This window comes from Chamaesiphon sp. GL140_3_metabinner_50 (genome assembly GCF_025361915.1).
In the GTDB taxonomy this organism is placed as follows: domain Bacteria; phylum Cyanobacteriota; class Cyanobacteriia; order Cyanobacteriales; family Chamaesiphonaceae; genus Chamaesiphon.
The window spans coordinates 1-24,215 of record NZ_JANYJC010000304.1 but is presented as its reverse complement, the minus strand read 5'-3'; the positions used below and the strand labels follow the sequence as shown (position 1 = coordinate 24,215).

Annotated in this window: 25 protein-coding genes; 10 read left to right on the top strand and 15 right to left on the bottom strand. The window is 45.1% G+C overall.

Annotation, left to right across the window (positions count from 1 at the left end; all coding sequences use genetic code 11):
• Positions 1 to 44: 44 nt before the first annotated feature.
• From Q0R35_RS14935 to Q0R35_RS14910, 6 genes are all read right to left on the bottom strand, one after another.
• Complete coding sequence (locus Q0R35_RS14935; RefSeq protein WP_295619926.1) at positions 45 to 2,459, bottom strand: cation-translocating P-type ATPase; 2,415 nt, start codon at positions 2,457 to 2,459, stop codon at positions 45 to 47.
• A 127-nt stretch (positions 2,460 to 2,586) separates the two neighbouring features.
• Positions 2,587 to 2,928 carry a hypothetical protein gene (locus Q0R35_RS14930; RefSeq protein ID WP_295619923.1) on the bottom strand — a complete coding sequence of 114 codons (342 nt, stop codon included), beginning with the start codon at positions 2,926 to 2,928 and terminating at the stop codon, positions 2,587 to 2,589.
• A 20-nt stretch (positions 2,929 to 2,948) separates the two neighbouring features.
• Positions 2,949 to 3,371 (bottom strand): hypothetical protein, encoded by a 423-nt coding sequence (locus Q0R35_RS14925; RefSeq protein ID WP_295619920.1) that lies wholly within the window; start codon positions 3,369 to 3,371, stop codon positions 2,949 to 2,951.
• Positions 3,361 to 4,398: an agmatinase family protein gene (locus Q0R35_RS14920; protein WP_295619916.1), complete on the bottom strand. Its 1,038-nt coding sequence runs from the start codon at positions 4,396 to 4,398 to the stop codon at positions 3,361 to 3,363. Before Q0R35_RS14920 ends, Q0R35_RS14925 begins: the two co-directional genes overlap by 11 nt.
• 34 nt (positions 4,399 to 4,432) lie before the next feature.
• Positions 4,433 to 4,780, bottom strand: coding sequence for a hypothetical protein (locus tag Q0R35_RS14915; RefSeq protein WP_295619913.1), 348 nt, complete (start codon positions 4,778 to 4,780; stop codon positions 4,433 to 4,435).
• Between the two features lie 318 nt (positions 4,781 to 5,098).
• The gene (locus tag Q0R35_RS14910; protein ID WP_295619910.1) at positions 5,099 to 5,812 is read right to left on the bottom strand and encodes a TIGR02466 family protein; all 714 of its coding nucleotides are present in this window, start codon (positions 5,810 to 5,812) and stop codon (positions 5,099 to 5,101) included.
• 208 nt (positions 5,813 to 6,020) lie between these two features.
• Between Q0R35_RS14910 and Q0R35_RS14905 the strand changes: the two genes are divergently transcribed.
• The 7 genes from Q0R35_RS14905 to Q0R35_RS14875 all read left to right on the top strand — a co-directional run bounded on the left by Q0R35_RS14905 (position 6,021) and on the right by Q0R35_RS14875 (position 11,141).
• On the top strand, positions 6,021 to 6,215 hold the full coding sequence (locus tag Q0R35_RS14905) for a hypothetical protein (protein WP_295619907.1): 195 nt from the start codon (positions 6,021 to 6,023) through the stop codon (positions 6,213 to 6,215).
• A 127-nt stretch (positions 6,216 to 6,342) separates the two neighbouring features.
• Positions 6,343 to 6,855, top strand: coding sequence for an inorganic diphosphatase (locus Q0R35_RS14900; RefSeq protein WP_295619904.1), 513 nt, complete (start codon positions 6,343 to 6,345; stop codon positions 6,853 to 6,855).
• Positions 6,856 to 6,964: 109 nt separating this feature from the next.
• Entirely contained in the window at positions 6,965 to 7,345 is a 381-nt protein-coding gene (gene panD / locus Q0R35_RS14895) for an aspartate 1-decarboxylase (RefSeq protein ID WP_295619901.1), read from the top strand.
• 377 nt (positions 7,346 to 7,722) lie between these two features.
• Positions 7,723 to 8,439 (top strand): (2Fe-2S) ferredoxin domain-containing protein, encoded by a 717-nt coding sequence (locus Q0R35_RS14890; RefSeq protein WP_295619898.1) that lies wholly within the window; start codon positions 7,723 to 7,725, stop codon positions 8,437 to 8,439.
• Positions 8,440 to 8,450: 11 nt separating this feature from the next.
• Positions 8,451 to 8,885, top strand: coding sequence for a ferritin-like domain-containing protein (locus tag Q0R35_RS14885; RefSeq protein WP_295619895.1), 435 nt, complete (start codon positions 8,451 to 8,453; stop codon positions 8,883 to 8,885).
• 53 nt (positions 8,886 to 8,938) lie between these two features.
• Positions 8,939 to 10,393 (top strand): iron uptake porin, encoded by a 1,455-nt coding sequence (locus Q0R35_RS14880; protein ID WP_295619892.1) that lies wholly within the window; start codon positions 8,939 to 8,941, stop codon positions 10,391 to 10,393.
• 253 nt (positions 10,394 to 10,646) lie between these two features.
• Positions 10,647 to 11,141, top strand: a complete 495-nt coding sequence (locus Q0R35_RS14875) for a hypothetical protein (RefSeq protein WP_295619889.1) — start codon at positions 10,647 to 10,649, stop codon at positions 11,139 to 11,141.
• Between the two features lie 30 nt (positions 11,142 to 11,171).
• On the opposite strand, the gene Q0R35_RS14870 is transcribed toward Q0R35_RS14875, so the two are convergent.
• The 5 genes from Q0R35_RS14870 to gloA form a co-directional block, all read right to left on the bottom strand.
• Positions 11,172 to 12,404: a lipid-A-disaccharide synthase-related protein gene (locus Q0R35_RS14870; protein ID WP_295619887.1), complete on the bottom strand. Its 1,233-nt coding sequence runs from the start codon at positions 12,402 to 12,404 to the stop codon at positions 11,172 to 11,174.
• A gap of 45 nt (positions 12,405 to 12,449) precedes the next feature.
• Positions 12,450 to 13,559, bottom strand: coding sequence for a glycosyltransferase family 4 protein (locus Q0R35_RS14865; RefSeq protein WP_295619884.1), 1,110 nt, complete (start codon positions 13,557 to 13,559; stop codon positions 12,450 to 12,452).
• Positions 13,560 to 13,720: 161 nt separating this feature from the next.
• Positions 13,721 to 14,461, bottom strand: a complete 741-nt coding sequence (locus Q0R35_RS14860) for a 2-phosphosulfolactate phosphatase family protein (protein WP_295619881.1) — start codon at positions 14,459 to 14,461, stop codon at positions 13,721 to 13,723.
• Positions 14,462 to 14,689: 228 nt separating this feature from the next.
• The gene (locus Q0R35_RS14855; protein ID WP_295619878.1) at positions 14,690 to 16,144 is read right to left on the bottom strand and encodes a DNA phosphorothioation-associated putative methyltransferase; all 1,455 of its coding nucleotides are present in this window, start codon (positions 16,142 to 16,144) and stop codon (positions 14,690 to 14,692) included.
• A gap of 160 nt (positions 16,145 to 16,304) precedes the next feature.
• The gene (gloA, locus tag Q0R35_RS14850; RefSeq protein ID WP_295619875.1) at positions 16,305 to 16,691 is read right to left on the bottom strand and encodes a lactoylglutathione lyase; all 387 of its coding nucleotides are present in this window, start codon (positions 16,689 to 16,691) and stop codon (positions 16,305 to 16,307) included.
• 191 nt (positions 16,692 to 16,882) lie between these two features.
• Between gloA and eno the strand changes: the two genes are divergently transcribed.
• Positions 16,883 to 18,148, top strand: a complete 1,266-nt coding sequence (gene eno / locus Q0R35_RS14845) for a phosphopyruvate hydratase (RefSeq protein WP_295619929.1) — start codon at positions 16,883 to 16,885, stop codon at positions 18,146 to 18,148.
• 96 nt (positions 18,149 to 18,244) lie between these two features.
• On the opposite strand, the gene Q0R35_RS14840 is transcribed toward eno, so the two are convergent.
• From Q0R35_RS14840 to Q0R35_RS14830, 3 genes are all read right to left on the bottom strand, one after another.
• Positions 18,245 to 18,856 carry a hypothetical protein gene (locus Q0R35_RS14840; RefSeq protein ID WP_295619872.1) on the bottom strand — a complete coding sequence of 204 codons (612 nt, stop codon included), beginning with the start codon at positions 18,854 to 18,856 and terminating at the stop codon, positions 18,245 to 18,247.
• 48 nt (positions 18,857 to 18,904) lie between these two features.
• Complete coding sequence (locus Q0R35_RS14835; RefSeq protein ID WP_295619869.1) at positions 18,905 to 20,572, bottom strand: serine/threonine protein kinase; 1,668 nt, start codon at positions 20,570 to 20,572, stop codon at positions 18,905 to 18,907.
• A gap of 158 nt (positions 20,573 to 20,730) precedes the next feature.
• On the bottom strand, positions 20,731 to 21,957 hold the full coding sequence (locus Q0R35_RS14830; protein ID WP_295619866.1) for a hypothetical protein: 1,227 nt from the start codon (positions 21,955 to 21,957) through the stop codon (positions 20,731 to 20,733).
• Between the two features lie 319 nt (positions 21,958 to 22,276).
• Between Q0R35_RS14830 and rpmF the strand changes: the two genes are divergently transcribed.
• On the top strand, positions 22,277 to 22,453 hold the full coding sequence (gene rpmF / locus Q0R35_RS14825; protein ID WP_295619862.1) for a 50S ribosomal protein L32: 177 nt from the start codon (positions 22,277 to 22,279) through the stop codon (positions 22,451 to 22,453).
• A 304-nt stretch (positions 22,454 to 22,757) separates the two neighbouring features.
• Here the strand turns inward: rpmF and Q0R35_RS14820 are convergent, their stop codons facing one another.
• Positions 22,758 to 23,135: a DUF4870 domain-containing protein gene (locus tag Q0R35_RS14820; protein WP_295619860.1), complete on the bottom strand. Its 378-nt coding sequence runs from the start codon at positions 23,133 to 23,135 to the stop codon at positions 22,758 to 22,760.
• A gap of 183 nt (positions 23,136 to 23,318) precedes the next feature.
• Between Q0R35_RS14820 and Q0R35_RS14815 the strand changes: the two genes are divergently transcribed.
• On the top strand, positions 23,319 to 24,107 hold the full coding sequence (locus Q0R35_RS14815) for an MlaE family lipid ABC transporter permease subunit (RefSeq protein WP_295619857.1): 789 nt from the start codon (positions 23,319 to 23,321) through the stop codon (positions 24,105 to 24,107).
• The last annotated feature ends 108 nt before the right edge of the window (positions 24,108 to 24,215 follow it).

The following is a 24,215-nucleotide window of genomic DNA, read 5'->3' as shown; positions in this document are numbered from 1 at the left end:
CCAAACTCTCAACTCCCAACTCCCATCTGTCTTGAAAAGGTGCTCTACTTGGGGAAACCCCAAGACCGCACTTTTCGCTCCCCCCTCCCATTTCCTCTCAGTTTGAGCAGCAGTGAATTTGTCACCACGCTTACCGAACTTAGTGCCATCATCGCGCCAGCGGCTGACGGACTGAGCATCGCGCCCCATCCAAACCAATACAGTACTCCGGCGGCGGCAGGAATGCCGATGAGGTTATAAATCGCCGCCCAGAATAGGTTTTGGCGAATTTTGCTCAGAGTAGCGCGAGATAATTCGATCGCAGCCACTACATCTAACAACCGATCGCGCATTAAGATAATATCAGCAACTTCGATCGCCACATCGGTACCAGCATTAAGCGCAATGCCTAAGTCAGCTTGAGCTAGTGCTGGCGCGTCATTAATGCCATCTCCAACCATCGCTACTCGCTGTGGACGATCTGAAATGTGAGTTTGTAAAGATCGAACGATCCGTGCTTTATCTTGAGGCAAAACTTCGGCATAGATATCGGTAATTCCCAATTTTTGGGCGATAATCTCGGCAACTGCTTTTTTGTCACCCGTAAGTAAAACTACTCGCAATCCTAGATTCTGTAAATGTTTGACAGTCTCGATCGCATCACTACGCAATCGATCGGTTACTCCAATTAACCCCATCATCGCACCATCGGTCGCCACATACATGACAGTTTTACCCGCTGTGGTTAACTTTTGGGCTTTAGCTTCCCACTCCTGACTAATTTCGACTTCATTAGTAGTCAACCAGTGGCGATTGCCGACAATTACCCGATATTCATTACCCTGAATTAGAGTACTCGCACGATCGGAATTATCGCCAATTAGCACCCGTGCGGATACGCCCAAGCCGATTTCAGTCCGCGCATCGAGAATAGTCGGTAAAGTTACACCCAATCGCACGGCTTCTTGCCCAATCGCCACCGCTAACGGATGATTGGTAACACTTTCCGCCGCCGCCGCTAGTTGTAATAAATGGCTCGAATCGATCGATTCAGCCGCGATAATATCGGTAACTTGAGGCTTACCCTCAGTCAGCGTCCCCGTCTTGTCGAATACCACCGTATCCAACCGATGCACCGCTTCTAATACATCGCCACCCTTAATCAATAACCCCGACTCCGCCGCAATGCCCGTCCCCACGAGAATCGCTGTGGGCGTGGCTAAACCCAACGCACAGGGGCACGCCACCACCATCACCGCGATCGCGGCTTTAAGCGGCACGAGGGTGGAAACTGGCGGATCTAAATTGGGGTTGTGGATGCCGATAAAATACCAAAATAGACAAGTTAAAATCGCGATCGCCAGTACGCCATAAGTAAAATAACCAGCCACCGTATCGGCTAATCTCTGCACGGGAGCCTTCCGAGTTTGAGCGGCTTCTACTAAAGCAATAATTTGTGCCAGTGTCGTATCGTCACCCGTGCGCGTTACCTCGATCGAAATCGCCCCCGATTGATTCACCGTCCCCGCCGTGACGATCTCCCCTACCTGCTTGAATACTGGCATCGATTCCCCAGTAATTGCCGACTCATCGATCGTCGTCTGACCCCAACGAATCGCCCCGTCAGTGGGGATCTTCTCACCTGGGAGTACCCGCAAATATTCGCCGACTTTAACCTGTTCTACTGGAATTTCGATGGCTTGGGGACGATCTGGATCGGGACTAATCAATCGCGCTGATGTCGGCTGGAGCGATAACAATCGATCGAATGCTGTTGCCGCACGGTGTTTCGCCTGTCGCTCTAAAGTCCGCCCCAGAGTGATAAACCCGATAATCATCACGGGTTCTTCAAAAAAACATTCCCACCCCAAACTTGGCACCACCAGCGCAGCTACACTCGCCGTATAAGACGTAATTATCCCCAACCCCACGAGGGTATTCATATTAGGATTACCATGCCACAAACTGCGCCAGCCATCCGCCAGAATCGATCTACCCGGAAAGGCGATCGCCAGTGTTGCCAAACTCCAATGCCACCAAAAGTTATTTAATACCGCCGCACCACCATGATGCAGGTGAGTAGTCGGTTGCGTAAAATGCCCGACGGCAGATAATACTAGTAAAATTGCTGCGGTAATCAGTTGCAATAATAACTGTTTGGATTCGCGATCTGATTTTTCCTGACGTTGTTGCAGTCGTTTCGATCGATCTTCCGCATCGCTAACCGTGCGGGGTTGCGACGGGAAACCACTGCTCGTCAACTTAGCCGCCAGCTCGATGCCTGTCGATGTTTCTAATGTTACGGCGATCGTGGCTACACCAACGAGCAGATTGACACAGGCAGACTGTACGCCCGATTGAGCCAGCAATTGTTTTTCGACAGCACTCACGCACCCACCACATTTCATCCCCGCGACATCTAGCACGATCGTGGTTGTGGGTTCGGCACTGGTAACTGGTTTTGAAGTACTTGCAATCATACGGGGAATTAAGATTTCCACTCTTAATCTACAACTTTAGGACGAAACCTGCTTTGACTGCTAAAGAGATCGTGCATGGCTGTTGGGTTTCATTCTTCAACCCAACCTACAAATCTGCTCACGTTAGTTATTTAGTCAAGAACCAATTCAGACAGCTCACAACATGCTCAAATGTTTTAAATCCATCATTCTCCGCACACTCTTTCTGCCAATCTTTGCTTGCAAAAGGCGACTCTTTGTAAGTAAATACAAAATACCCTTTTACAAAATCGATTCTCAATACATTCCGATCGTATTCAAATTCTTGATGCTGCGAGATACAGAGAGTAAACATTGAAGTTGCACCATAAAGTCCCTGTGCGTAGGAAGAGATTGCTATTTCTTCTACAAACTGTGCCATTATCAACGTGTCAGAGCTATCGACAGACTGATAAAACTCTACAATCTCGCTCCATTCTCGTCCTTTCATGGCTCACCGCAGCTCCATAATTACAATCGCGATCGTTTGAGAATCGATTCATTGCCGATCGTCGCAATTATATGAGCGAGTGTACCGCCAAATGCGATATAAATTGCAGGTCGGGCATAAGGTCGAACTAATTGCGCCAGCCACGGTTCGATGAAAAAAGCCGATAACAATAAGGGTGGACTCAACAAAATGGCTACAGAACCTAATTGCTGCAACATCCGACACCATTTCACCTCACAAGGTTGAAGGTATAAACCCAATATGACATTTAGCAATCCCGCCCACAATAAATAAACATGTGCCGAGCGAAATAGTAATCGTGGCGTATCGTCCATGCCATATAAATGACCGTGCCACCAGTGCATATATTGTCCTGTTGCCAGAAACACAATGAGTGAGATCGTGCCGACAACAAAATGGATATTCCGCAATCTATTTGGCATTCTGCAAATTCATTAAATTAATTAACTTATAAACAATTCTCGCCCCCACGTTACCATCCCATTCAGCATTTCCTACTTCACAAACATCAAAACCAATTATCTCTCGCCCGCTACGAATTACTTCACGACACAAACAAAAAGCTTGTTCCAATTCTAAACCACCAGGTACCGGAGTCCCCGTACTCGGACATAATTTTGGATCTAATCCATCGGCATCGAAACTAATATAAACTTGTTGCGGCAAATGAGCGATCGCCTCCTGACAGATACTCAGCCAAGTCTTACCTGAATACATCTGTTGTTTGAGCAGTGAATCGTAATAGGCGATCGCACGTCCATTCGATCGTTCGATCGTATCGATTTCTACTTTAGATACATCTCGAATTCCCACTTGTACCAACTTAGAAATCTGGGAAATTTTCAGCGCATTAAACATAATCGACGCATGTGAAAACTCGAAGCCTTCATAAGCATCGCGCAAATCTGAATGAGCGTCTACATGCAAGATGCCATAGTCGGGATATCGATCGGCTAAGGCTTGCATGTAACCTAATGGTACGCTATGGTCGCCACCGATAACACCGACTTTTTTACCAGCCTTCATCGCGGCTTGAGTGCGATCGTACAACCACTGATTTATGTCTTTACCAGCCTGATTTATCTCGGCTAATACTGGGTTTAAATCTGGTTCCAAATCTAGCGATTTACCTTGCTCCAATCGATCGATAATTAAGGCTGCTTGTTGACGATAATAATTATTTTTTGCTAGTATGTCCAGATCGATCGGCGGCATATAGATTCCCCCCTGCCAACCTTGGGGATTGTCGAAATCGTATAAGTCTAATTGCGGTGAAGCGTCAAGAATCTGTTGCGGTGCGGCGGCTGTTCCCGGATTATATGAAACCGTTACTTCCCACGGTACGCCAAACACGATCGTTCGCGCCGAATCGTAATCGAACGGCAAGCCAAATAAATTACCATTAACTTGCCCGACACCACTAGGATCGTAACTATCTAGATTATTCATCTATCCACTCTTACACTATCGACTAGTTACTAGTCTAACCAACTTGAGCCATCGCACGGATTTGGCGCAAGGAACGAATACATGCAGGGCAATCGCAACCGAACATCGCCACCGCAGCATCGCTTTCTTTGTCGCTAAAATTGACAAAAGCATCAGGATTCTTGGCTTCGGCTTGAGCCTTAGCGATGAGAGCGGCTTTGGGATCGTTGCTAGCTAACTGCGAAGATTTGACACAGACGAGTCGGTTGTGAGCGGTGACACAAAATTTGTTATCGACAGCAGGTTTTGTCCCTGCTAGAGCGGGTGCTGTTGCGGTAACGATGGGCAAGATCGCCGTCAGAACAGTCGGTGCCGATAAAAACAGGAGTAAAAATCTTTTCATAAATTAATTAAACTTAAAGATAGAGGCTACTTAAACCCGAACATTAACCGATCGCCGTAAGGTAAGTCAACTGGCAGCTTACCAAAATCTTACCCGTGTCGATCGTCACAATTCTAAATAGGCGCGAGTGTCAGCGATGAAGCTTACACCCTTGGACTTACTTTACTTTCCTTAATGTTCCCAATTTTTGGGCGTTAAGCGTTAGGCGTTAGGTTTTAGGCTTTGGAGTGTTCTATGTTTCTCTGTATTTCCTACTCCCATCTCCCATCTCCCATCTCCCATCTCCCATCTCCCATCTCCCATCTCCCATCTCCCCAACTAACTCAAACCGCCAGACTTAAACTTCTGCCACTGACTCGGCGGTGGTGTTAAAAACTCGTAGGCACCTGAAGCCGCACCGTTAGCTGTCAGCACGATATCGAAAGATAACGAGACGCGTAGCTCTTCTGTTTCATTCATGGTAACCGCGTGACGCTGCTTGGCGGGAAACATTAATAATCTCCCTTCTATGGGTAAATATGCTGCCTGAAGCTGGTTTAAATAGTTATCTTCGGCAATGATATCGGTATTTTCACTACCCAACCCCGGACTCACCTCGTTTACCCGCGCCTCATCGATAAATACCAGTCGCCCCGGATCGTAGGTACCCTCAGCAGGTACTTTAATATAGTAAACCGCACTAATATGCGCCGTATTGTGGCAATGGGCACCAACTTCTTGCTCGGTACGTGAAACGATCGGCCATGCTCGTTGAATATATAAATCTACCTTATTTAGATCTACACCCAGCTCTAATAAATAGTTCGCTGTATGCTGCTCTACTTGCCCGACAATCCACGCAAAATCTGGATTGGTATGAATTTGCTCTACACCATGTAAGTCGCCCGTCCACGCCATTTCTGGGTAGTTGCGGCGTTCGGCACCAGATTGCTCTAGTTGCAATACCGCATCGAGTAAGGTTTGCTGATGTTTGGCGGCATCTGGCAGATCCTCATAATAAATCGCTAGTGGAAACAAAGTCTCGATCGGCATAAAAAATTTTCCTCTAGCTCTAAAAATATTTAGATTTCCCCGATCGAGTTTAGCAACTAGCCGATCGCAATCGCGCCTTTTGCGAATAAATGTGAGCTAGGTAACAACTATCGAGCCATTAATGGGTAAAATGTAGATAGTGGTGCAAATTAAATTCCTGACTAGTCTCAGAATTTAGCACCAATGTCGAGTTAAATACATTTATTTCATGGACTCTAGTGCCCCCTCTGGCAAATCTAAAACCGAACCTCCTCCACAACAGCAGCATAAATGGGGAGAATTCTGGGGTAGCGCGATCGCGATTTTCACGCTAATTTTACCTGTCGCGGCGATCGTTCACTATTCGCCAGCTAGCAGTGTGCAAGCTTTACCAACTTTACCACCAGCAGTAGTCACCGAATGAGCAAATAGACCAATTCGGACGCTGACAAGTAATTAAATGTGACTATATCCAATTCCCGATCCCTAGTAAAATGCAAGCAGGGGCGATTCATGCCTCTGCGTCTTTTTATAAATTGGAGAATTTTGTTTTGGACTTATCGCTCATTCCCGCTCAACCTAAATTTGGGATTATCAATGTTTTAATCGAAATTCCTGCTGGTAGCAAGAATAAGTATGAATTTGATAAAGACATGAATGCAATGGCACTCGATCGGGTGTTATCCTCTTCGGTACAATATCCTTGCGATTACGGTTTCATCCCCAATACCTTAGGTAACGATGGCGATCCGCTTGATGCTATGGTAATAATGGATCAGCCTACTTTTCCAGGTTGTGTGATTGCCTGTCGCCCGATCGGCATGTTAGAAATGATTGATGGTGGCGATCGCGATGAGAAAATTTTGTGCGTCCCCGATAAAGACCCCCGTTATGCAAATGTGACATCGCTCAAAGATATCGCCCAGCACCGTTTGGATGAAATCTCTGAATTTTTTAAAACCTATAAAAATTTAGAAAAAAAAGTCACTGAAATTCTCGGCTGGAAAGATGTCGATGCAGTCATGCCCTTAGTGCAAGAATGCGTTGCAGCAGCGAAGAAATAAACCTTTGTCGTGGGGATGGATCTTTAATCCATCCCCCTTCACGGGGCAAGCTACCCCGCATCCCGATCGAATCCACTTGTCATCCACCAATAACAACCCACCAACAACTATGCAACGCACGTTATTGGCATCTAAAATTCACAGTTGCACGATTACAGATGCTAACCTTCACTACATGGGCAGCATCAGCATCGACGAGCTGTTATTAAAAGCAGTCGGCACGATCCCTTACGAACAAGTGCATGTCGTCAATATCAATAATGGCGAAAGATTTATTACCTACGCGATTGCTGCTGCGGCTGGTTCTGGCGCGATCGAGTTAAATGGAGCCGCCGCGAGATTGGGCGTAAAGGGCGATAAACTAATCGTGATGACTTACGCTCAATTTGAAGCGTCCGAGTGCTTCAAACACCATCCTCAAGTAGTCATCGTAAACGATCGCAATCAAATTATCGAACATAAATCCGAAATCCCAACTGGCTTGGGTTAGGTTTTAGTGAATAGTGAATAGTGGATAGTGGATAGATTTTGGAACGATCCTCTATCTCTGTCAGCCCCCCGTCTCCCATCTCTCATCTCCCATCTTGCTAATAGTTGTCATTTGCTTGCCAATTCTGGTATAGTAGCTTAGAGTCAATTAATGACTATATTTACTAATAAATTCAAATTTACTCCATTACCGAGTGAATTGTGGGCACACTTAGAATAGAGTCGTTTTCTGGGTTATATCGCAGAGAGCTTGCTAGAAAGCAGACTATAAATAGCTTTCACCACCGAACGAGAATTCCGATCGTCCTGGCAATCGGTGGGTTTGGTTGCTGAGTAAACTCAGCAAATCGAGCTAGTAATAAGAATAATTAGCATTTATTGAAACAATCGCAATTTAAATGGCATCTCATGAGCAATCCGCAGCACAAACTGATTCGCCCCTTGACAGGTTATTTCCTCGGTTGGGGAGACGATCGCACGCCACATCGTTACCTTAAACTAGAAACTGACAATCGTGGAGAGCTACTAGTCAAAGTTGCCAAGCAGTTGCGATCGCACATTCAAGATTGGCAACCGGGGATGTTGGTAAATTTACTCACTCAAGAAAAAATCGATCGAGATACAGGTTGTCGGAAAATTAAAGTCAAAGAATTACTTGTAACACCTAGCATTAACATCGATCGATCTGTGAATCTAATTTCCGATCTTATTGTCAGTACTCCAATCGCGCCGATTAAAATTCAAGTCTGTCAAGGTTCTAGTTGTCGCCGTCGCGGTAGTGAGAAAATTTGTCAGATGATGCAAAACCATTTAGAACAAAACGATCTGACAGATAAAGTTCACATTGAATCGGTGAAATGTCTCCACCAATGTAAAGCCGCACCACAGGCGATCGTTAATAGTCCCAGCACGGCAGCAATTCCAGGGAAAACTCACTATCGCCAACTTCAACCCACTCAAGTGCAAGCACTTCTAGCCAAACATTTCCCAATTGCTAGTAAATCGGAGCCGATCGGTTCTAATATAGTCGAGAGAATCGATAATTATTTTCAACAGTGGTCGATTTCTACAGCCGCTGCTTCCTCACAACTCTGAATTTATCCATAATGAAAGATTTAAACCAAGATAAAGCGATCGATATTCTCCGCTCCCTGATGGAATTTGAACTAGCAGGCGTAGTCCGATATACACATTATGCACTGATGGTAACTGGCCCCAACCGAATTCCGATCGTTGATTTTTTTAAAGCGCAGGCAACAGAATCGCTCTTGCACGCCCAGCAAGTAGGTGAAATTCTCACAGGCTTAGAAGGTCATCCCTCGCTGCAAATTGCCCCAATGGAGGAAACCTATAAACATTCGGTTAGAGACATCTTACAAGAGAGTCTAGCCCACGAACGCAATGCCTTGGATATGTACAAAAGACTCCTCGATGTCGTCGAGGATGCGAGCGTTTATCTAGAAGAGTTCGCTCGAACGATGATCGGCACAGAAGAGTTGCATAACATTGAAATTAAAAAAATGTTACGCGATTTTAGCTGATCCGATCGCAATTTTATTTCGCTGTTTGCTAATTAAAAAACTATTTACGTACCATGAACCGAAAATTTAACTGGTTGGCAACAACCACAGGTAGCATTTTAGCCATAATGCTACTGATTACTGGTGCCCAAGCTGCCACACCTAACTCGCCAGCAGCCAATTCTAGCACCACTACGCTCGATTTATCCCAACAAAACCAGCTCATTGCCCTAAGTAGGAAAAAGAAAAAACGGCTCAAGCCCAAAGCCAAAAAAATGGCGACTACCACGCCAGCAACTACCACACCCACAACTACTACAACAGAGTTAACCCAAACAACACCCCCACCCGCTCCGCCAGCACCGACAGCACCCACGCCAGTCGCTCCGCCAGCAGCGACACCACCAGCAGAACCACCCAAAGCAGTAGCTCCAGCTTTTAACCCGTTCTCTCTAACAACAAAACTTAGAGGGGAAGTAATTTTTGGTTTAACTGGCACTGTTGCTGGTGATTACTCACGCAATACTGCCTTAGGGCAGAGAACTAGGCTCGAACTCAAAACCGATATTGGTGGTGGTGCCCTCACTACTCGGCTTCAAGCTGTAGGATTTGGTTTATTCAACAAAAATCCTAATGCAGGTACTAATGCTGTCTCTACCCCGGAAGGTAGCTTAGGCTGGACGGATGGTACGACAAACAGTAGTATTGGCATCGACCAGCTCAAGTATGACTTAGCCCTCTCACCTCAAACACAGATCCTCGTTTCCGCCAATGCTAGTGCAGCCGACGATTTTACTGATACCATTAATCCTTATTTTGATGGTGGTGGTACTGACGGTGCTAATGGTGCAATTTCTCTATTTGGCAATCGTCCCTCGATTTACTTTGCAGTTCAAGGTGCAGGAGCCGCAATTCGGCATAAATTAAGTAATAACACCGAACTCAGTTTGGGCTATTTAGCGCGTAATGGTAATAATCCAGCTCCAGGGAATGGATTATTTGGCGGTGGTTACGGTGCGTTGGCTCAACTCACATTCCAGACTGGGGAAAATTCTAAAGTTGGGGTAACTTATATTCGCAGCTTTAATGCAGATTTTGGTACGGGAAGTACAAATGCCAATTTGGGTGGAATTAGCAATAACTATGGATTACAAGGTTCTTTTCAGTTGTCTCCTCAGTTGACATTAGGCGGTTGGGCTGGCTATACCCAAAATCAAGCTGCTGGTGGCAACAGACAAATCTGGAACTGGGCACTGACGGCTGCGGCACCAGATTTCGGTGGTAAAGGAAATTTAGCTGGATTTTTAATTGGGCAAGAGCCACGAGTTACTGCGTCTAGCATCGATCCTGTCACTGGCAACAACACGACAGACACCAAAGCTGGACTGCATATCGAGGGCTTTTATCAGGTTAAAATCAACGATAGCCTGAGTATCACGCCAGGGATTATTTATCTCACAGCACCCAATCAAGATGCTAATAGTAATGGCGCGGTCATTGGGGCATTACGTTCTACGTTTACGTTTTAATCGATGGAGCTAGCCTAATATTATAAATAGTTGCAAGAGTACTAATTTACTTTTGCAACTATTTTTATATTATTACCAGTCTCGATCGCTCCAGACACAATTTAGCTTGTCAATTCAATACTATGTATCAGTATGCGCTGTTCTATTACAACGAAGTATAATATATTCTATTTAGTATAATTTCTCAATAAAATGATGGAATACTAAAAATAACGATCTCATCCTCCCTCTTTTCTATTCGATTTGTGTCTTCATGCTGATTATCTTGTGTATAACTGCCATCTGTGCTGCGACGATTATGTTTTTTAGCCGTCGGTTACTGAGGTATTTATGGCTGTTGCAAAGAGATGAATACAGCAGAAAGCAGTTTGGCAAGGGTTTGATGGAAAATAATATCTACGATCGCAAAGGAAGTTTGATTGCGACGATTGCTGCTTTAGCGATCGAACTTACTAAAGAGCAGCTCGTCGTTTCCTCGATAATTTCCATCCTCGGAGCCATCGCACTAATTTATCTCGGTTTTTGGGAAAGCGATCCGCGTCTATCAGAATCGGTAAAATTAGATGAAACCACTCGATCTCAGAAAATTTATCATCTATCTTTGAGTTATTACTCGATCGGCTTAGTAATTGCGATCGTTACTATCTATGCGTTAGGTGCTGATAATAATATTGCTTGTTATTGGCTGATTGCCATTATCGCCATCCAATCTGCACCAATTTGGCTGTTGTTGGCAAGTAGTTTATAGCTAACGTCAGCAAAAGTCGATTTTAGCTCATTAATCGGTTTTTAAAAATCGATCGGCAAAAATCCTCGCCATTGCGTCACCACCACCCGCACCACCGATGCGCTCTAGTCCATTTTCCCGACATTGCTGGAGATATTCTTTATCCCCTAAAGTACGTTGAATGGCTTGCGCCGCTTGAGAAATTGTTTCCGCCGTCGCAGGTTTATTCCCAATAGTTTGAATGGATGAACCTAATAGCCGCATTTGCGCTTCGGCGAAAGTATAGGTAAACTGAGGGCCAGCACCAGGAATTTGAATAATTGGCTTGCCTAATCCGACGGCTTGTTCGATCGCAGTTCCCGCCATCCCCGCCACTAAATCGCACTGATGTAAAATATCCGCAAAGGCATCATAAATGCAGCGTAACTTGAGTTGATGTTCGGAATGAGTCAAATCGCCTGTGGCATGATATTCCCACCCGCTAGCGGCTGCTACCTGCTGGAGCGGAATCGTACCAGTCGCATCAGGCACGCATAAATTCGGCGTGACAGCGGCACAAAACTGAATCCCATCTGGAAATAAAGGTGTTGTCGCGATCGCCAGATCGAGCAATAATTGTAAATTATTTCCAGCTTCAGGCAATCTACTTCCAGGCAATAAGGCAACTAGAGGTACGGGCGATAATTGGAGATCTTTTCCGGTAATTTCCAAGGCATCCATCGCGGGAAACCCCACAAAGATGGCTTTATCGTAACCCTGTTGATTTAACAGCTCTGCTGTATATCGATCGCGTGTGAATATCTGCTGACAGCGACCGGATTTTAGCAGCCATTCAGTAAGTTTGGGGTACTGCATTTTATTTTCGTAATATGCCGAACTCGATACCATAAATGAGATATATGGTTTACCTGTGAGGTAGGCACCAAGTAACACTACTACATCGCCGACGGCAAAAATCGCTTCACAATCATCGCCATATTTACGAATAGCCTGAATCTGTCGCCATAGCAAGGTAAATAAACCCGATCTAATGTCTTCTAGTAGTTTAAACCGATCGTTATAAACAAAACCACCTGAAGGTAAAGCTTCGGTTGGGCCGATAATATTGATGTTTAAGTTACGATAAGCATTACCATAACCAACGATCGGCATTGCACCGATTTCTAGCTGTGGTTGTTGTTGGCGTAAGGCTTTGACTATTTGAATGGCGTTAAGATCTTCGCCATGTCCGTTGCTGATGAATAAAACTTTTTTAGTTGGTTGTTGTAAGTCTGAACTATTCATGTTTAACCGCAGAGGCGCAGAGAGCGCAGAGAGAAGAGAGAAAGACTAGGTTAACAGTTTATAATATAATTCTTCGGTTTTAATTAACATCCGATCGAGTGCAAAATACTCTTCATACCTTGCCCTGCCATTTCGCGCAAATTCATTGACTAATTCTGGCCGATCGAGTAAATGCTGTATTTTATCAGCTAATGTATCTACATCTTTGGGCGGAATTAGAAAACCCGTTTTACCATCAACAATTTGTTCGACAATACCACCGATTGTGGTGCCAATTGCCGCTTTTTGTTGAGCCATTGCTTCTGCACAGGCTAAACTACATGCTTCTTGGAGCGAGGGTAAAACAAAGAAGTTAAATAAGCTCATCAATTCTGGTAAATCGTTAACATATCCAGCAAAGATAGTCCGATCGGCAACTCCTAAATCTTGAGCTTGTTGTTTGAGTTGTTGCTCTAATTCTCCCACACCAGCGATAACTAATCGTAAGTTGGGTTTATCTTTAGCTACTCGTGCAAATGCTTGTAATAAGTAAGTCAATCCTTTGGCTTCAGCTAGTCTGGCAGCGGTACCAATAATTGTTTGAGTGCTGGGATCTAATTGAAATTGATATGCTAAAGAATCGATTTTAGATCGATCGAGTGTTGGTGTCGGTACACCGTTATAAATCATCTCTAGCTTGGCTGGATTCATGCCAAGTTTGACTAGAATATCGGACTCAGTTTGACAAACAGAAATTACCTTAGTTGCCCAGAGATTCGCAAACAAACAGGCGAGGCGATAGCTAACATCTGCGCTGGCTCCATGATAGCCATGTACGGTAAATACGATCGGCAATTTGGGAAATAATAACCGCACAGGAATCATTAATTCGTGTGCGCCATGTACGTGAATGAGATCGATAGACTGACGTTTTTGAGCGGCTTTAATTCCGGCAATTAGTTCGCGCAAACCTTTGAAAAAGTTGCGTTCCCAGGCGGTAAATTCACAGTAGGTAAGCTGCTGTTCTAAAAAAGGTGGTAAACCCTTTCCTGTCGGTGCGAGTAATGTTATCCGATAACGATGCTGAAATTCTTTGACGAGACTTAATGCCTGTCTTTCGGTGCCACCCTGATTTAGATAAGGTAAAATGTAAACCAAATGTTTGGTATTTACCATACTTAATGTAGGGTGGGCACTGCCCACCAATTAGGGTTTAAATATTGACAAAATTGAATGAACATCGCCGATGATTTAATTGGTGGGCACTGCCCACCCTACGGAACTACTATAGACCCCAACTTCCTTCAAGAAGTTGGGAACCTAACACCACAGTATTGTTAATGAGAAAGTGCTTGCAATACTCCTACACTAGTTTGAATCGGAACGATATTTAATGTATCGGGAGTCGCACAGAATTTGAGATCGGCAAAACATTCGAGTCTTACCAACCGTTGTCCGTGACTGGCGAGATAGAATAAGTCCAAAAGATTATCTTTCCACTGGCGATATAAGGCGATCGAACCTACTAGTTCATCATTACCAGCAACTTCGGCTAACGGGACACCTAATTTAGTAATAATACTATCGGCGATCGCGCCCGCACACACGGTATCCTCTAAAGAGTAATCTCCTTCCCATCCCGATCCTACCATCCAGACTGTCTCTGGTTCCTGGGAAAGCACATAATCGACGATCGCCTGACGATTGACTAAAGCTGCGGCGAGGACGATTTTCGCGTCTTGTACGCGCTGTAAGGTACGAGTACCGTTAGTGGTACTGATAAATAAGCGTTTACCCTTGACTACTTCTGGCGTGCAGTCTAATGGCGAATTTCCCAAATCGCAGCCAGCGACTTTCGCACCACCCCGCTCTCCACCGCGCAAACGTAGTTCTGGTGCCCACTTGTCACTCACTTTCATCAACGTATCCATATCGCTAAAAGCTTGAATTGCCTCGGCTCCAGAGTTAAGTGCTGCGGAGATGGTTGAGGTTGCTCGTAGTACGTCAATCGCAATTGCACAGACAGGGAGTTCGTTGGCGGGCGTACGTTCGGGAGTATGGTAGGTATATAGTTTCACAGTTTAAGAGAGAAATATTTCTGGTTCGCGGGGGTATGATGCACCCTCGATCGATCTTAATCTTAGTCGTACCCTAAAACATCTGGTAATTCTAAAAATAGATGGTCAGCCCGATCGATCTCCGATATCATTTTGTTAGATCGGGATTTATGTGTTAATTGATAGAGTTAGACTGATGGAATAGATAGTATTTATCCTTATTTTTTTTGCTACTGTAAGCTGAGAGTGTTAGCTACGAGTCAGTCGATGATTTTTAATTTGAACGCCACACTCTTTGAGTCGTCGCTCCCACCCTTGTCGATTGCCGATGGTTTTAGTTTCGCTAAATAGTCCCGCTTTCTCTTCGGCTTTGGTGAATTTGGCAAATTTTGAGTAGAGGGAATGATCGGGACTGAGGAATGTTTCTTTGCGATGTAGGATCGGGGGGTTATCTTGTTTTGAGTAATCGCGGAATGTCAGGCTTAAATCTCTAAGATCGATTAAAATTGCCCATTGTAAGGCTGGATGAGCGACGGGTTCAAAGTCAGGGTAATATAGGTAAGAAATACAGGGCTTTTCGGTATGGAATTTGATAATATTTGCATCTTCCGTACCACCGATATTGCGACTGGCACAGCCTTCATACAATCTGAGTTTGGGATCGATTTCATTGAGAGCGGAAATATGGACGTAGAGTGCTGTAGGTAATAATTTACCGATGTTGTTCTGCTGACAAGCTTTCTTTATTACACCCGGTTCCCCAATTTTAAATAATAACCTGTCGGCAACTTCGCAGGCTTCTTCATAGTTACCAAAGAAGGCTTTAATATCTGCTCGAATCGATGCCGATAAATTTCGCAAGCTGCGGCTTTGTCCAAACTGCGATAGAGCTAAGTATACTTGTACATCTAACGATCGTTGATACGCGATCGCATCCCATTCAGCTTCATCTGTAGCCGTTAAAATAATCTGAAACGCGCGTTTTAAACTGCCAAATTCTGTGACTAAATCTGATTCGGCTGCCAGTTCGCCTTTAATTGGCAGCCGTCCCCGTTGACTAACAAATTCCATCAGTGGTGCGAGTTGAATTTGATAGTCTTCAAATCGCTTACTCTCAATTCGCACGCGCGGCGTACTCATCCGCATATATAGTCGTGCGGCTCGAAAACTTTCAGCTTGAGATTCGTCTCGAAATACTAAAAATATCCCTAGTCCCATCGGAATTGAATCGACAGCTAAAACTCGATCGATATATTCTTTTAATTCGATCTGTTGATAATATTTCTGAAAGGTATTCCGCTTAGTTAAAATGCCATCGCTATAAGCTAACATCCCGCTCAGATCGTTGACTAAAATCTGTGCGGCGACAATTAACACACCTTGCGCCAATTCCCAAGCATGACTTAATGCTCGATCGCGTTCGATCGGATCTTCGATGACATTAATGATATAGCTTAAATTAACAATATCAGCCGATCGAATCTCATCATCTGGAAAATAATAAGGATCCCATCCCTCGCAGTTATAGCCCGATGATTTCAATCTTTTGACATCGCCACCAACCCCACAACCATAGTCAAAAATAGTTGTATCTGTCGTAATAATACCCGACTCGATCGCGAGTCTCACCGGACGAGATAATTCTACCCGCGTCATGGCGGCGCGATGTCGTTCTACTTCTACTGCAATCGGTATTTGTGACATTGGTTAGGCTTTAGGTATTAGGCTTTAGGTACTAGGTATTGGGTATGAGGTATGAGGTATGAGGTTTTGGGCTATTTACTAGTGGGATTGGGCGGGTTTGAATTAGATTTTTGGTGTGAGCGATATTTGTTGCATAAACTCGCCCCTACAGATCTTGGTATTACTTGCCGACTTGAATTAATTCGACTTTATAGCCAGTCGGATCTTCCACGAAGGCGATTACCGTTGTCCCGTGATTCATCGCACCGGGAGCGCGAATTACTTTTCCGCCTTTAGCCGCAATTGCATCGCAGGTAGCGTAGATATCATCCACCCCGATCGCGACATGACCGTAGGCATCGCCGATCGTGTAGGCTGAAGTATCCCAATTATGAGTCAATTCGATGACCGTATTGTCCGATTCTGTCCCATAACCGACAAAAGCTAGGGTAAACTTGCCATCGGGAAAATCTTGTTTGCGGAGTAGCTTCATGCCTAAAACCTCGCAGTAGAACTGAATTGAAGCTGCTAAATCGCCGACTCGGAGCATTGTGTGTAATAACCGCATCGCCTTGTTTAAAAATTTGGTGACTAATTTTGCTATTTAAGGTGTCGTCAGGGCGTATGATAACCTGTTGGCACCAATTGTTGCCGAGGAACGGATAATTAGGGTGTCAAGCTACATTAGTTTACGGAAGGATCGACTACCTACGGTAGGCTATGCCAACGCAATCCAAAAATGAGGGAATGACTATGAATATGCCAGATATGGCGATTGCGGAAATTCGAGCCAGAGAGATTCTCGATTCTCGCGGTCGCCCGACAGTAGAAGCGGAAGTATACTTAGCCAATGGTGGATTTGGGCTAGCTCAAGTCCCTAGTGGTGCCTCGACAGGCAGTTTTGAAGCTCATGAATTGCGGGATGACGATCCCAGTCGCTATGGGGGTAAAGGTGTCCTCAAAGCTGTTGCCAATATTCAGGATAAAATCGCGCCAGCTCTAGAAGGAATGGATGGTTTCGATCAAATCGCGATCGATCGATCGATGATTGAATTAGATGGTACGCCAACTAAATCTAAACTAGGGGCTAATGCTATTCTAGCGGTATCTTTAGCTAATTCCAAAGCTGTTGCTAATGCTCTGGGAGTGCCGCTCTACCGTTATTTAGGCGGCCCACTGGCTAACTTATTGCCAGTACCATTGATGAATGTAATCAATGGTGGCTCTCATGCTGCCAATAACATTGATTTTCAAGAATTTATGATCGTGCCTGTGGGTGCGACTTCCTTTAAAGAAGCTCTGCGGTGGGGAGCCGAAGTATTTGCCTCTCTGAGCAAAGTTTTAGACGAAAAGGGTCTTCTGACTGGTGTGGGCGATGAAGGTGGCTTTGCGCCCAATTTAGAGTCCAATCAGGCATCATTGGAATTGCTCATGGCGGCGATCGAATCGGCTGGCTACAAACCTGGGGAACAAGTTGCCCTCGCGCTAGATGTCGCGGCGAGTGAATTCTACCAAGATGGTAGCTATATCTACGACGGTAGCAGCCATACCCCTGGTGAATTTATCGACTATTTAGCCGATTTAACTACCAAATATCCGATTATCTCGATCGAAGATGGTTTACATGAGGATGATTGGGCAAACTGGCAATTACTCACCCAAAAAATTGGCTCGAAAGTCCAACTAGTCGGCGACGATTTATTTGTGACTAATACCGAACGCTTGCGCCAAGGGATCGACCAAAAATCGGCGAATGCTATTTTAATTAAACTCAACCAAATCGGTACTCTTACCGAAACCCTCCAAACGATCGATCTGGCTACTCGCAATAGCTTTAAATCGATTATCAGTCATCGCTCTGGTGAAACTGAAGATACCACCATCGCCGATTTAGCCGTCGCAACTCGCGCGGGACAAATCAAGACTGGTTCGTTATGCCGCAGCGAACGGGTGGCAAAATACAACCGCCTGTTACGGATCGAAGATGAATTAGGCGATCTGGCGATTTACGCTGGCTTAGAATAATCGACTGAGTTTTCTTTAATTTATCTACAGCAGGAGGGGTAATTCATGAGTTGCCCCTCCTGTTATTTTTATGGCTGTGATTCCTGAAATTATTGCCTAGTTTAAGTTCTGTTCGCACAACCCAAAGAAAACTCGTAACAACCCCAGTAAGATCGACATTTCCCCAATTCCATGTAATAGCGATTCAGACACCACGCCATCTACTTGCAGCCGATAAAACTTCCAGCCCTCACCATTGGTGACAATTCCATAAATTGCGATCTCTCGCCCCAATTGTCGATTCACCCACTGACAAGCCTGCATTTCTACCAGACACTGTGCCGCTCCCTGCTCAAAGTTATCCTTCTTCGCCTCAATCGCACATACATAAGGTGCTTCTAGATAGCCCCGCCGCTCGGCAATTAAATAGTCTGCATTACCGCAAGTTTTCTCACCTTCTAGGTAGGCACCTTTCCACACCTTCAATCGATCGAATCCCTCCAATCCTTCCTCACAAATCGCATCGATTAGCAATGTCTTAGATACTTCTAAACTCTCTAGATCGAACCTGCTGAGGCGATCGAGTCTTTGTTTGAAAAAGTCACTAATAGCTACGGGTTCAGCCTCGATCGACCACCTCTCTAGCTCCAGCAATCCCAACTGTTTAAAGGCTTCTTTATAAGTAAAACTCGAAAAACTTTTTTTTCGTTCTGGGGTTGTCTGAATCATCAGATTCATCCTCGACTTATAGGTGTAATAAATGTCATTGAATCCCCACTACCATAAGCAATCCTTAGGTGGCGGAACTGCTAAACAACGATCGGGATTATTTTTGTTTTCAGATGATTTCTCGGTTCCTGATGGGTTGACTGATGGAGTTGGTGTAGTTGCAGGTGTTGGAATCGGTGAAGGTGAAGGTGTAGTTGCAGGCGTTGGAATCGGTGAAGGTGAAGGTGTCGGAACTTCGATCGGTACTGGCGATTCAGATGGGTTAGGTGTGGGTGTAGGTGTAGGTGTCGGTGTCGGTGTGGGTGTCGGTGTGGGTGTTGGGGTAGCTACTGGCGAACGCCCGACTTTGGGTGTAGGTGTGGCGATGGGTGTGGGTAGCTTAGTCACCGATGGACTCGGCTTCGGCTGAGGTGTGGCTATTGGCGCGTTACAGCTACCGACTTGATTATTGTAAACCCAGCCAGTCGATCGATCCGCCATCTGGATTTGAATAAAGGCATCTTGTTCGTTTAGATAGACAACTTTAGTACCCCGTGGGAGGCTGACTTGAATTTTGCCATCTCGCTGAGGTTGCGATCGCACTCGCGTTGAAGGTAAATCTGTAGGTGTGGCGATCCGACACAGATCTGATTTAACATCGGTAGCAAAATCTCGTTGATTTAATAGGATCTTGCTAAACCAGGCAAAACTGGCGACTGCGGCTAAAATTGAGGCAATTCCAGCGACGAGCGGAAAGTAGCTTCGCGTGGGGGATGGTGCTACCTGCGATTTCGCGCCTGGTGGCGTGGTGAAAGTCGTCCGTGGTGCAACAGTAGTTGCCTTTGATTCGATACTTTGATGCTGGGGTGCTGTGACGGGTGGTGTCTGGACGTATGTAGCGCGCGGGGCAGATGCGCCCGTAATTAAGCCCTGAAGGGCTTGGAGAGCCTCTGTAGCTGTATGATAGCGATCTTTGAAGTGATAGCGCGTCATCCGCTGTACGATGGCAATTAGGCGGGGATTAGCTGCTGTGAGATGTTCCCATTTAAGTTCTCCCGTCCGATCGTCGCTGGTTAAATCGTAAGGATTGACACCCGTTAGAGCTTGAATCGCGATCGCCCCCAATCCATAGAGATCGCTGCTAGCGCGAGGATTGCCAGAGGCTTGTTCGCTCGGCATATAGCCAGGGGTGCCGATGGCAACTGTCATCGTCTGTTGTGCGTTTGGGGCGTGCTGATTGCGGACTTGTTTGATCGCTCCAAAGTCGATTAGAATCAGGCGGCGATCGGCTTGGCGACGCATAATGTTATCGGGCTTAATATCGCGATGAATTACGCCCTGAGAGTGGATAAATACTAAAATATCCAAAATCTCTTGGAGGAGTTCGATAACTTGCTGTTCGCCCCACTTGGTACTATCTTTAAGTTCGGCAGATAGCGGATGTCCGGGGATGTATTCTTGAACTAAATAAAATTCTTTTTGCTCTTCAAAGTTGGCAAGTAACCGGGGAATCCGATCGTGATTGCCCAATTGCTGCAAGACAATTGCTTCTTTCTCAAACAGTTTGCGGGCGATATCTAATATCGATCGATCCGCACTAGCTGGTTTGAGATGTTTGAGTACGCATTTAGGATTCCCCGGTAGGTGCAAGTCTTCGGTAATATAAGTTTGCCCGAAGCCCCCAACACCTAAGATTTGGAGTACGCGATAATGTCCCGCTAGTAACTGACCGATCATTGTAATAAACCTATCTCCTCAGATAACTCAACTTTACCCTTGTATTGACTAATTGACGAGATACTTGACATTTATGTTGGTGGATATATGAGCGCGATCGGCATCAAAATTCACAATCTGGTACTCTTAAATCTGCTGGGATCGCCGAGCCTTAGGCATTACTCCTGAAGTTTGTGAATTTGGTCGATCGCCCAACTGGGGCAACCCCGCTGAATTTGCGTAACTTTCCGATTTAGCTCTTGCCCTTGTCCGTTTGTCAATACCTCTGTCAATGTAGTTCGATCGCCTTCTTGCAGATATTTAGCCAATACAGTCATGGCTTTATACTTGAGTTGAGCCTGACGTTGTGCCATTGACAGCTCTGGTTTAGTCGGTGTGGGCGATGGAGTTGCTACAGGTTCGATGGGTACGGCTGCGACAGCGTTTGGCTCTGGCGTGGGCGTGGGGATCTTGACTGGTTGTGGTGCTGGTGGCAGCACATTTTCGTCAATGGTATTGCCACTGAGCAGTTCGCCAATATTATAGATGCCCTCGATCCGATCGACATCTTCACTATCCTCGGTATTAAAGGTATTCAAGTATGACTCTAAATCTAGCTCTTCGATCGGTTCCACCCACTTTAATCGCTCGGTATCCTCGTTAGGAACTCTGGTAGCTGCCGATTTTAATGGTGTCGAGCTGCCTATCGTCAGATTTCGGCTAGATAAAAGGATGTTTGAATCGATTGGTACCGATCGATTTGTCGGTGAAGTTTGAGGTGGTTCTAATGTGAATGATGAAGTCGAATTAGTCGGTTTTGGTTCTGTTTGCTGGCGGTCCAGCGCATCGAGCCAAACTACATACTCTTCTGGTTCGATCGCGATTTCTCCCCGTTCGGTGGTAATGACAAAGTTCCCCTGTTTGGGCTGTAAATCTCTAATTAGGTACCAATTACCTTTGGTAAAGGTTAGCACGTCGATGGGCGGATTGGGCTGGTTGAGCTGATAGCGTTTGTGGTTCCACCAAACTTTCCATAACTTAATTACTTCGGTATAATTTACTTTATAAGTATCGGGAACCTGATAAAGATGGTGTTCGCTAAATTCTGGATGAGAGGACTTTTGCCTATTAATAAAGCCTAGTTCCATCAATGCTTCGAGAATACTCGGTCTGTAGACTGAGTTGTTACTAATCAGCACCTTTCGCTGCCACTGATTTACTTGCTTACTAATACCGAGTAATTTACCATCACGATCGCTCAACCTAATCGAGGTATCGGTATATTCTAGCTTTAAGTTTTGGCTGGAGATGAAGTGTTTTTGACCTTGGGCAAAATATCCAACGATCTGGGTTTCTTCATTGGTAAGATTCAAAGTTCGATTGGATATATAATCTGTGTCTGCCATAGGGTCTCACCAGCCAACATTACGCTAATATAGTTATTAAATCTCAGTTTGGTTACGACTTGGTTGTCGTGACAATTTCGATCTCCAGACATTGGAGCTTTCGTTCCCTAATTTTAGCCACTCAAATTTGCGATCGTGCAGTGGGTTCGGCAACTTTGAGTATTTTGACGTAACATCTCCTCTGGGGAGACGGGAAGACGGGAAGACGGGGGGACGGGGGTTCAATTTCCTAAAACCTAAAGCCTAAAACCCAAAACCTAAAGCCTAACACCTAACACCTGTTATACTAGAAAGGCTGTGCCTAAATATATATACTACTATGGCAGTTCCTAAGAAGAAAACATCTAAATCTAAACGTGACAAACGTCGCGCGACTTGGCGCAACAAAGCCGCAATCCAAGCTAAAAAAGCACTATCATTGGGTAAATCCGTGCTGACAGGCAGATCTACTAGCTTTGTCTATCCTCAGCCTGATGAAGAAGACGCTGCGGAATAAGTCTCTGACGATCGGATCGTCCAGAAAGCAAAATTAGCAAATCCCCCACATCAATATTACTCAATAGCAATTAAAGTTGTGGGGATTCGCTAGCCTAAAAAATCTCGAATGCTGGAATTGTTAAATTTAGATCGATCGAACTGTTGCCAATAACAGCCTGAGTTGAAGCCCAAATATTCGAGCGTGGTATTAGTTAGCTCGGCACTAAATGAGTTTTAATCTCAAGCAGCATGTCTGAAGAGCGGTTAGTTTGGCAAAGCGGTGTAAAGCAGATAGAATCTCGACACCACCGATGCTGCTAAATTTATAAAATTCTCCAAATAAATGGGTAACGGTAAGGTTGGTCGGGATTATTTAACGTTGCTAAAATCCCGAAAATTGGCGGTACTAAAGTAAAAATTCCCAAGGCTCCACCGATTAAGAAGTTCAGGGGAATTGTAAAAAACAGTACTGTGAAAAAAGCAATCATCCCGGCAGAAATCGCACCGTACAGCCAAATATTAAAGTGATAATTAAGTGTTTCTTTGGCAGTTTCTTTAATAACTGGATCGTCAAATAATATCAAAATTACTAATGGAATTGCTGAAGTAAATAGCAACGAACCTAAAAAAATCGAACCGTGGCACAACAAAGAAAATAGTTTCCGTTTGCCACTACTACCACGTTCTCCAGAGTCAATCATTTTAAATCCTCAACGGTAATCTATATTTAGATGTGTTTGTATTAACTCTAGCATAGCCTACAGCGATTTAGTAGTACGCTTTTCCTGGGTGGAAATCCACAACTTCTCAAGATGAAACAATTTTACCCAATTAACTTTCATACAATAGAGTGGCGTTAGCATCGCGCTCACCCCCATCTCGACATGGCTCCTAGATCTGGCAATAATTCTTATCCTTACGAATATCAACGATTTGGCTTTACCTTGCTACTTGTCGGTCAAGTTTGGTTACATTTAATTCAGTGTAAGACATGCTGGCGTAAGATCTCCGAGCATTTGTTCAAAACTGGCCCAGCATCGATGATTCCCGTGCTGTTGGCAAATTTTATGGCGGGGATTATTTTTACAATTCAGACAGCCAGACAGCTAGAGCCGACGGGTATTATCAATTCGGTTGGGGGCGTATTTGCGCTCGCCTTTTGTCAAGAACTCGCACCGATTTTGACAGCTTGCGTCGTTGCTGGGCAAGTGAGTTCGGCATTTGCCGCAGAAATTGGCGCGATGAAAGTCAGCGAGCAAATCGATGCACTATATACGCTCAGAACCGATCCGATCGATTATTTAGTTTTACCACGAGTACTCGCCTGTAGCGCGATGGTACCGATTCTGATCGTGCTGGGTTCGGTTTGCGGCATCTTGGGGGGCGTTTTTGCCGCAGCACAATTTTACCAATTACCACCTGCAATTTTTTTAGATTCCGCTCGTAGCTCTCTCAAAGCCGCCGATATTATCAATTTGGCAGTTAAAGGCGTACTGTTTGGGGTGGCTATTGGCACTGTGGGCTGCGGCTGGGGGATGACGACTTACGGGGGGGTCAAACAAGTTGGCGAGTCGGCGACAGCGGCTGTCATCGTCTCTGGAATGGCGATTTTCGCGATCGATCTGGGCATGACGTTGCTATTTGGCGATGTCATATTTGGCAAGCATAATTGAGATCTAGATAGATTTAACCGCAGCGATTTGCGCTCTCTGCGCCTTTGCGGTTAAATCTATCAGTATTTAAATACTAATAAGCACGGAAATAATTTAGGATTGCTATAT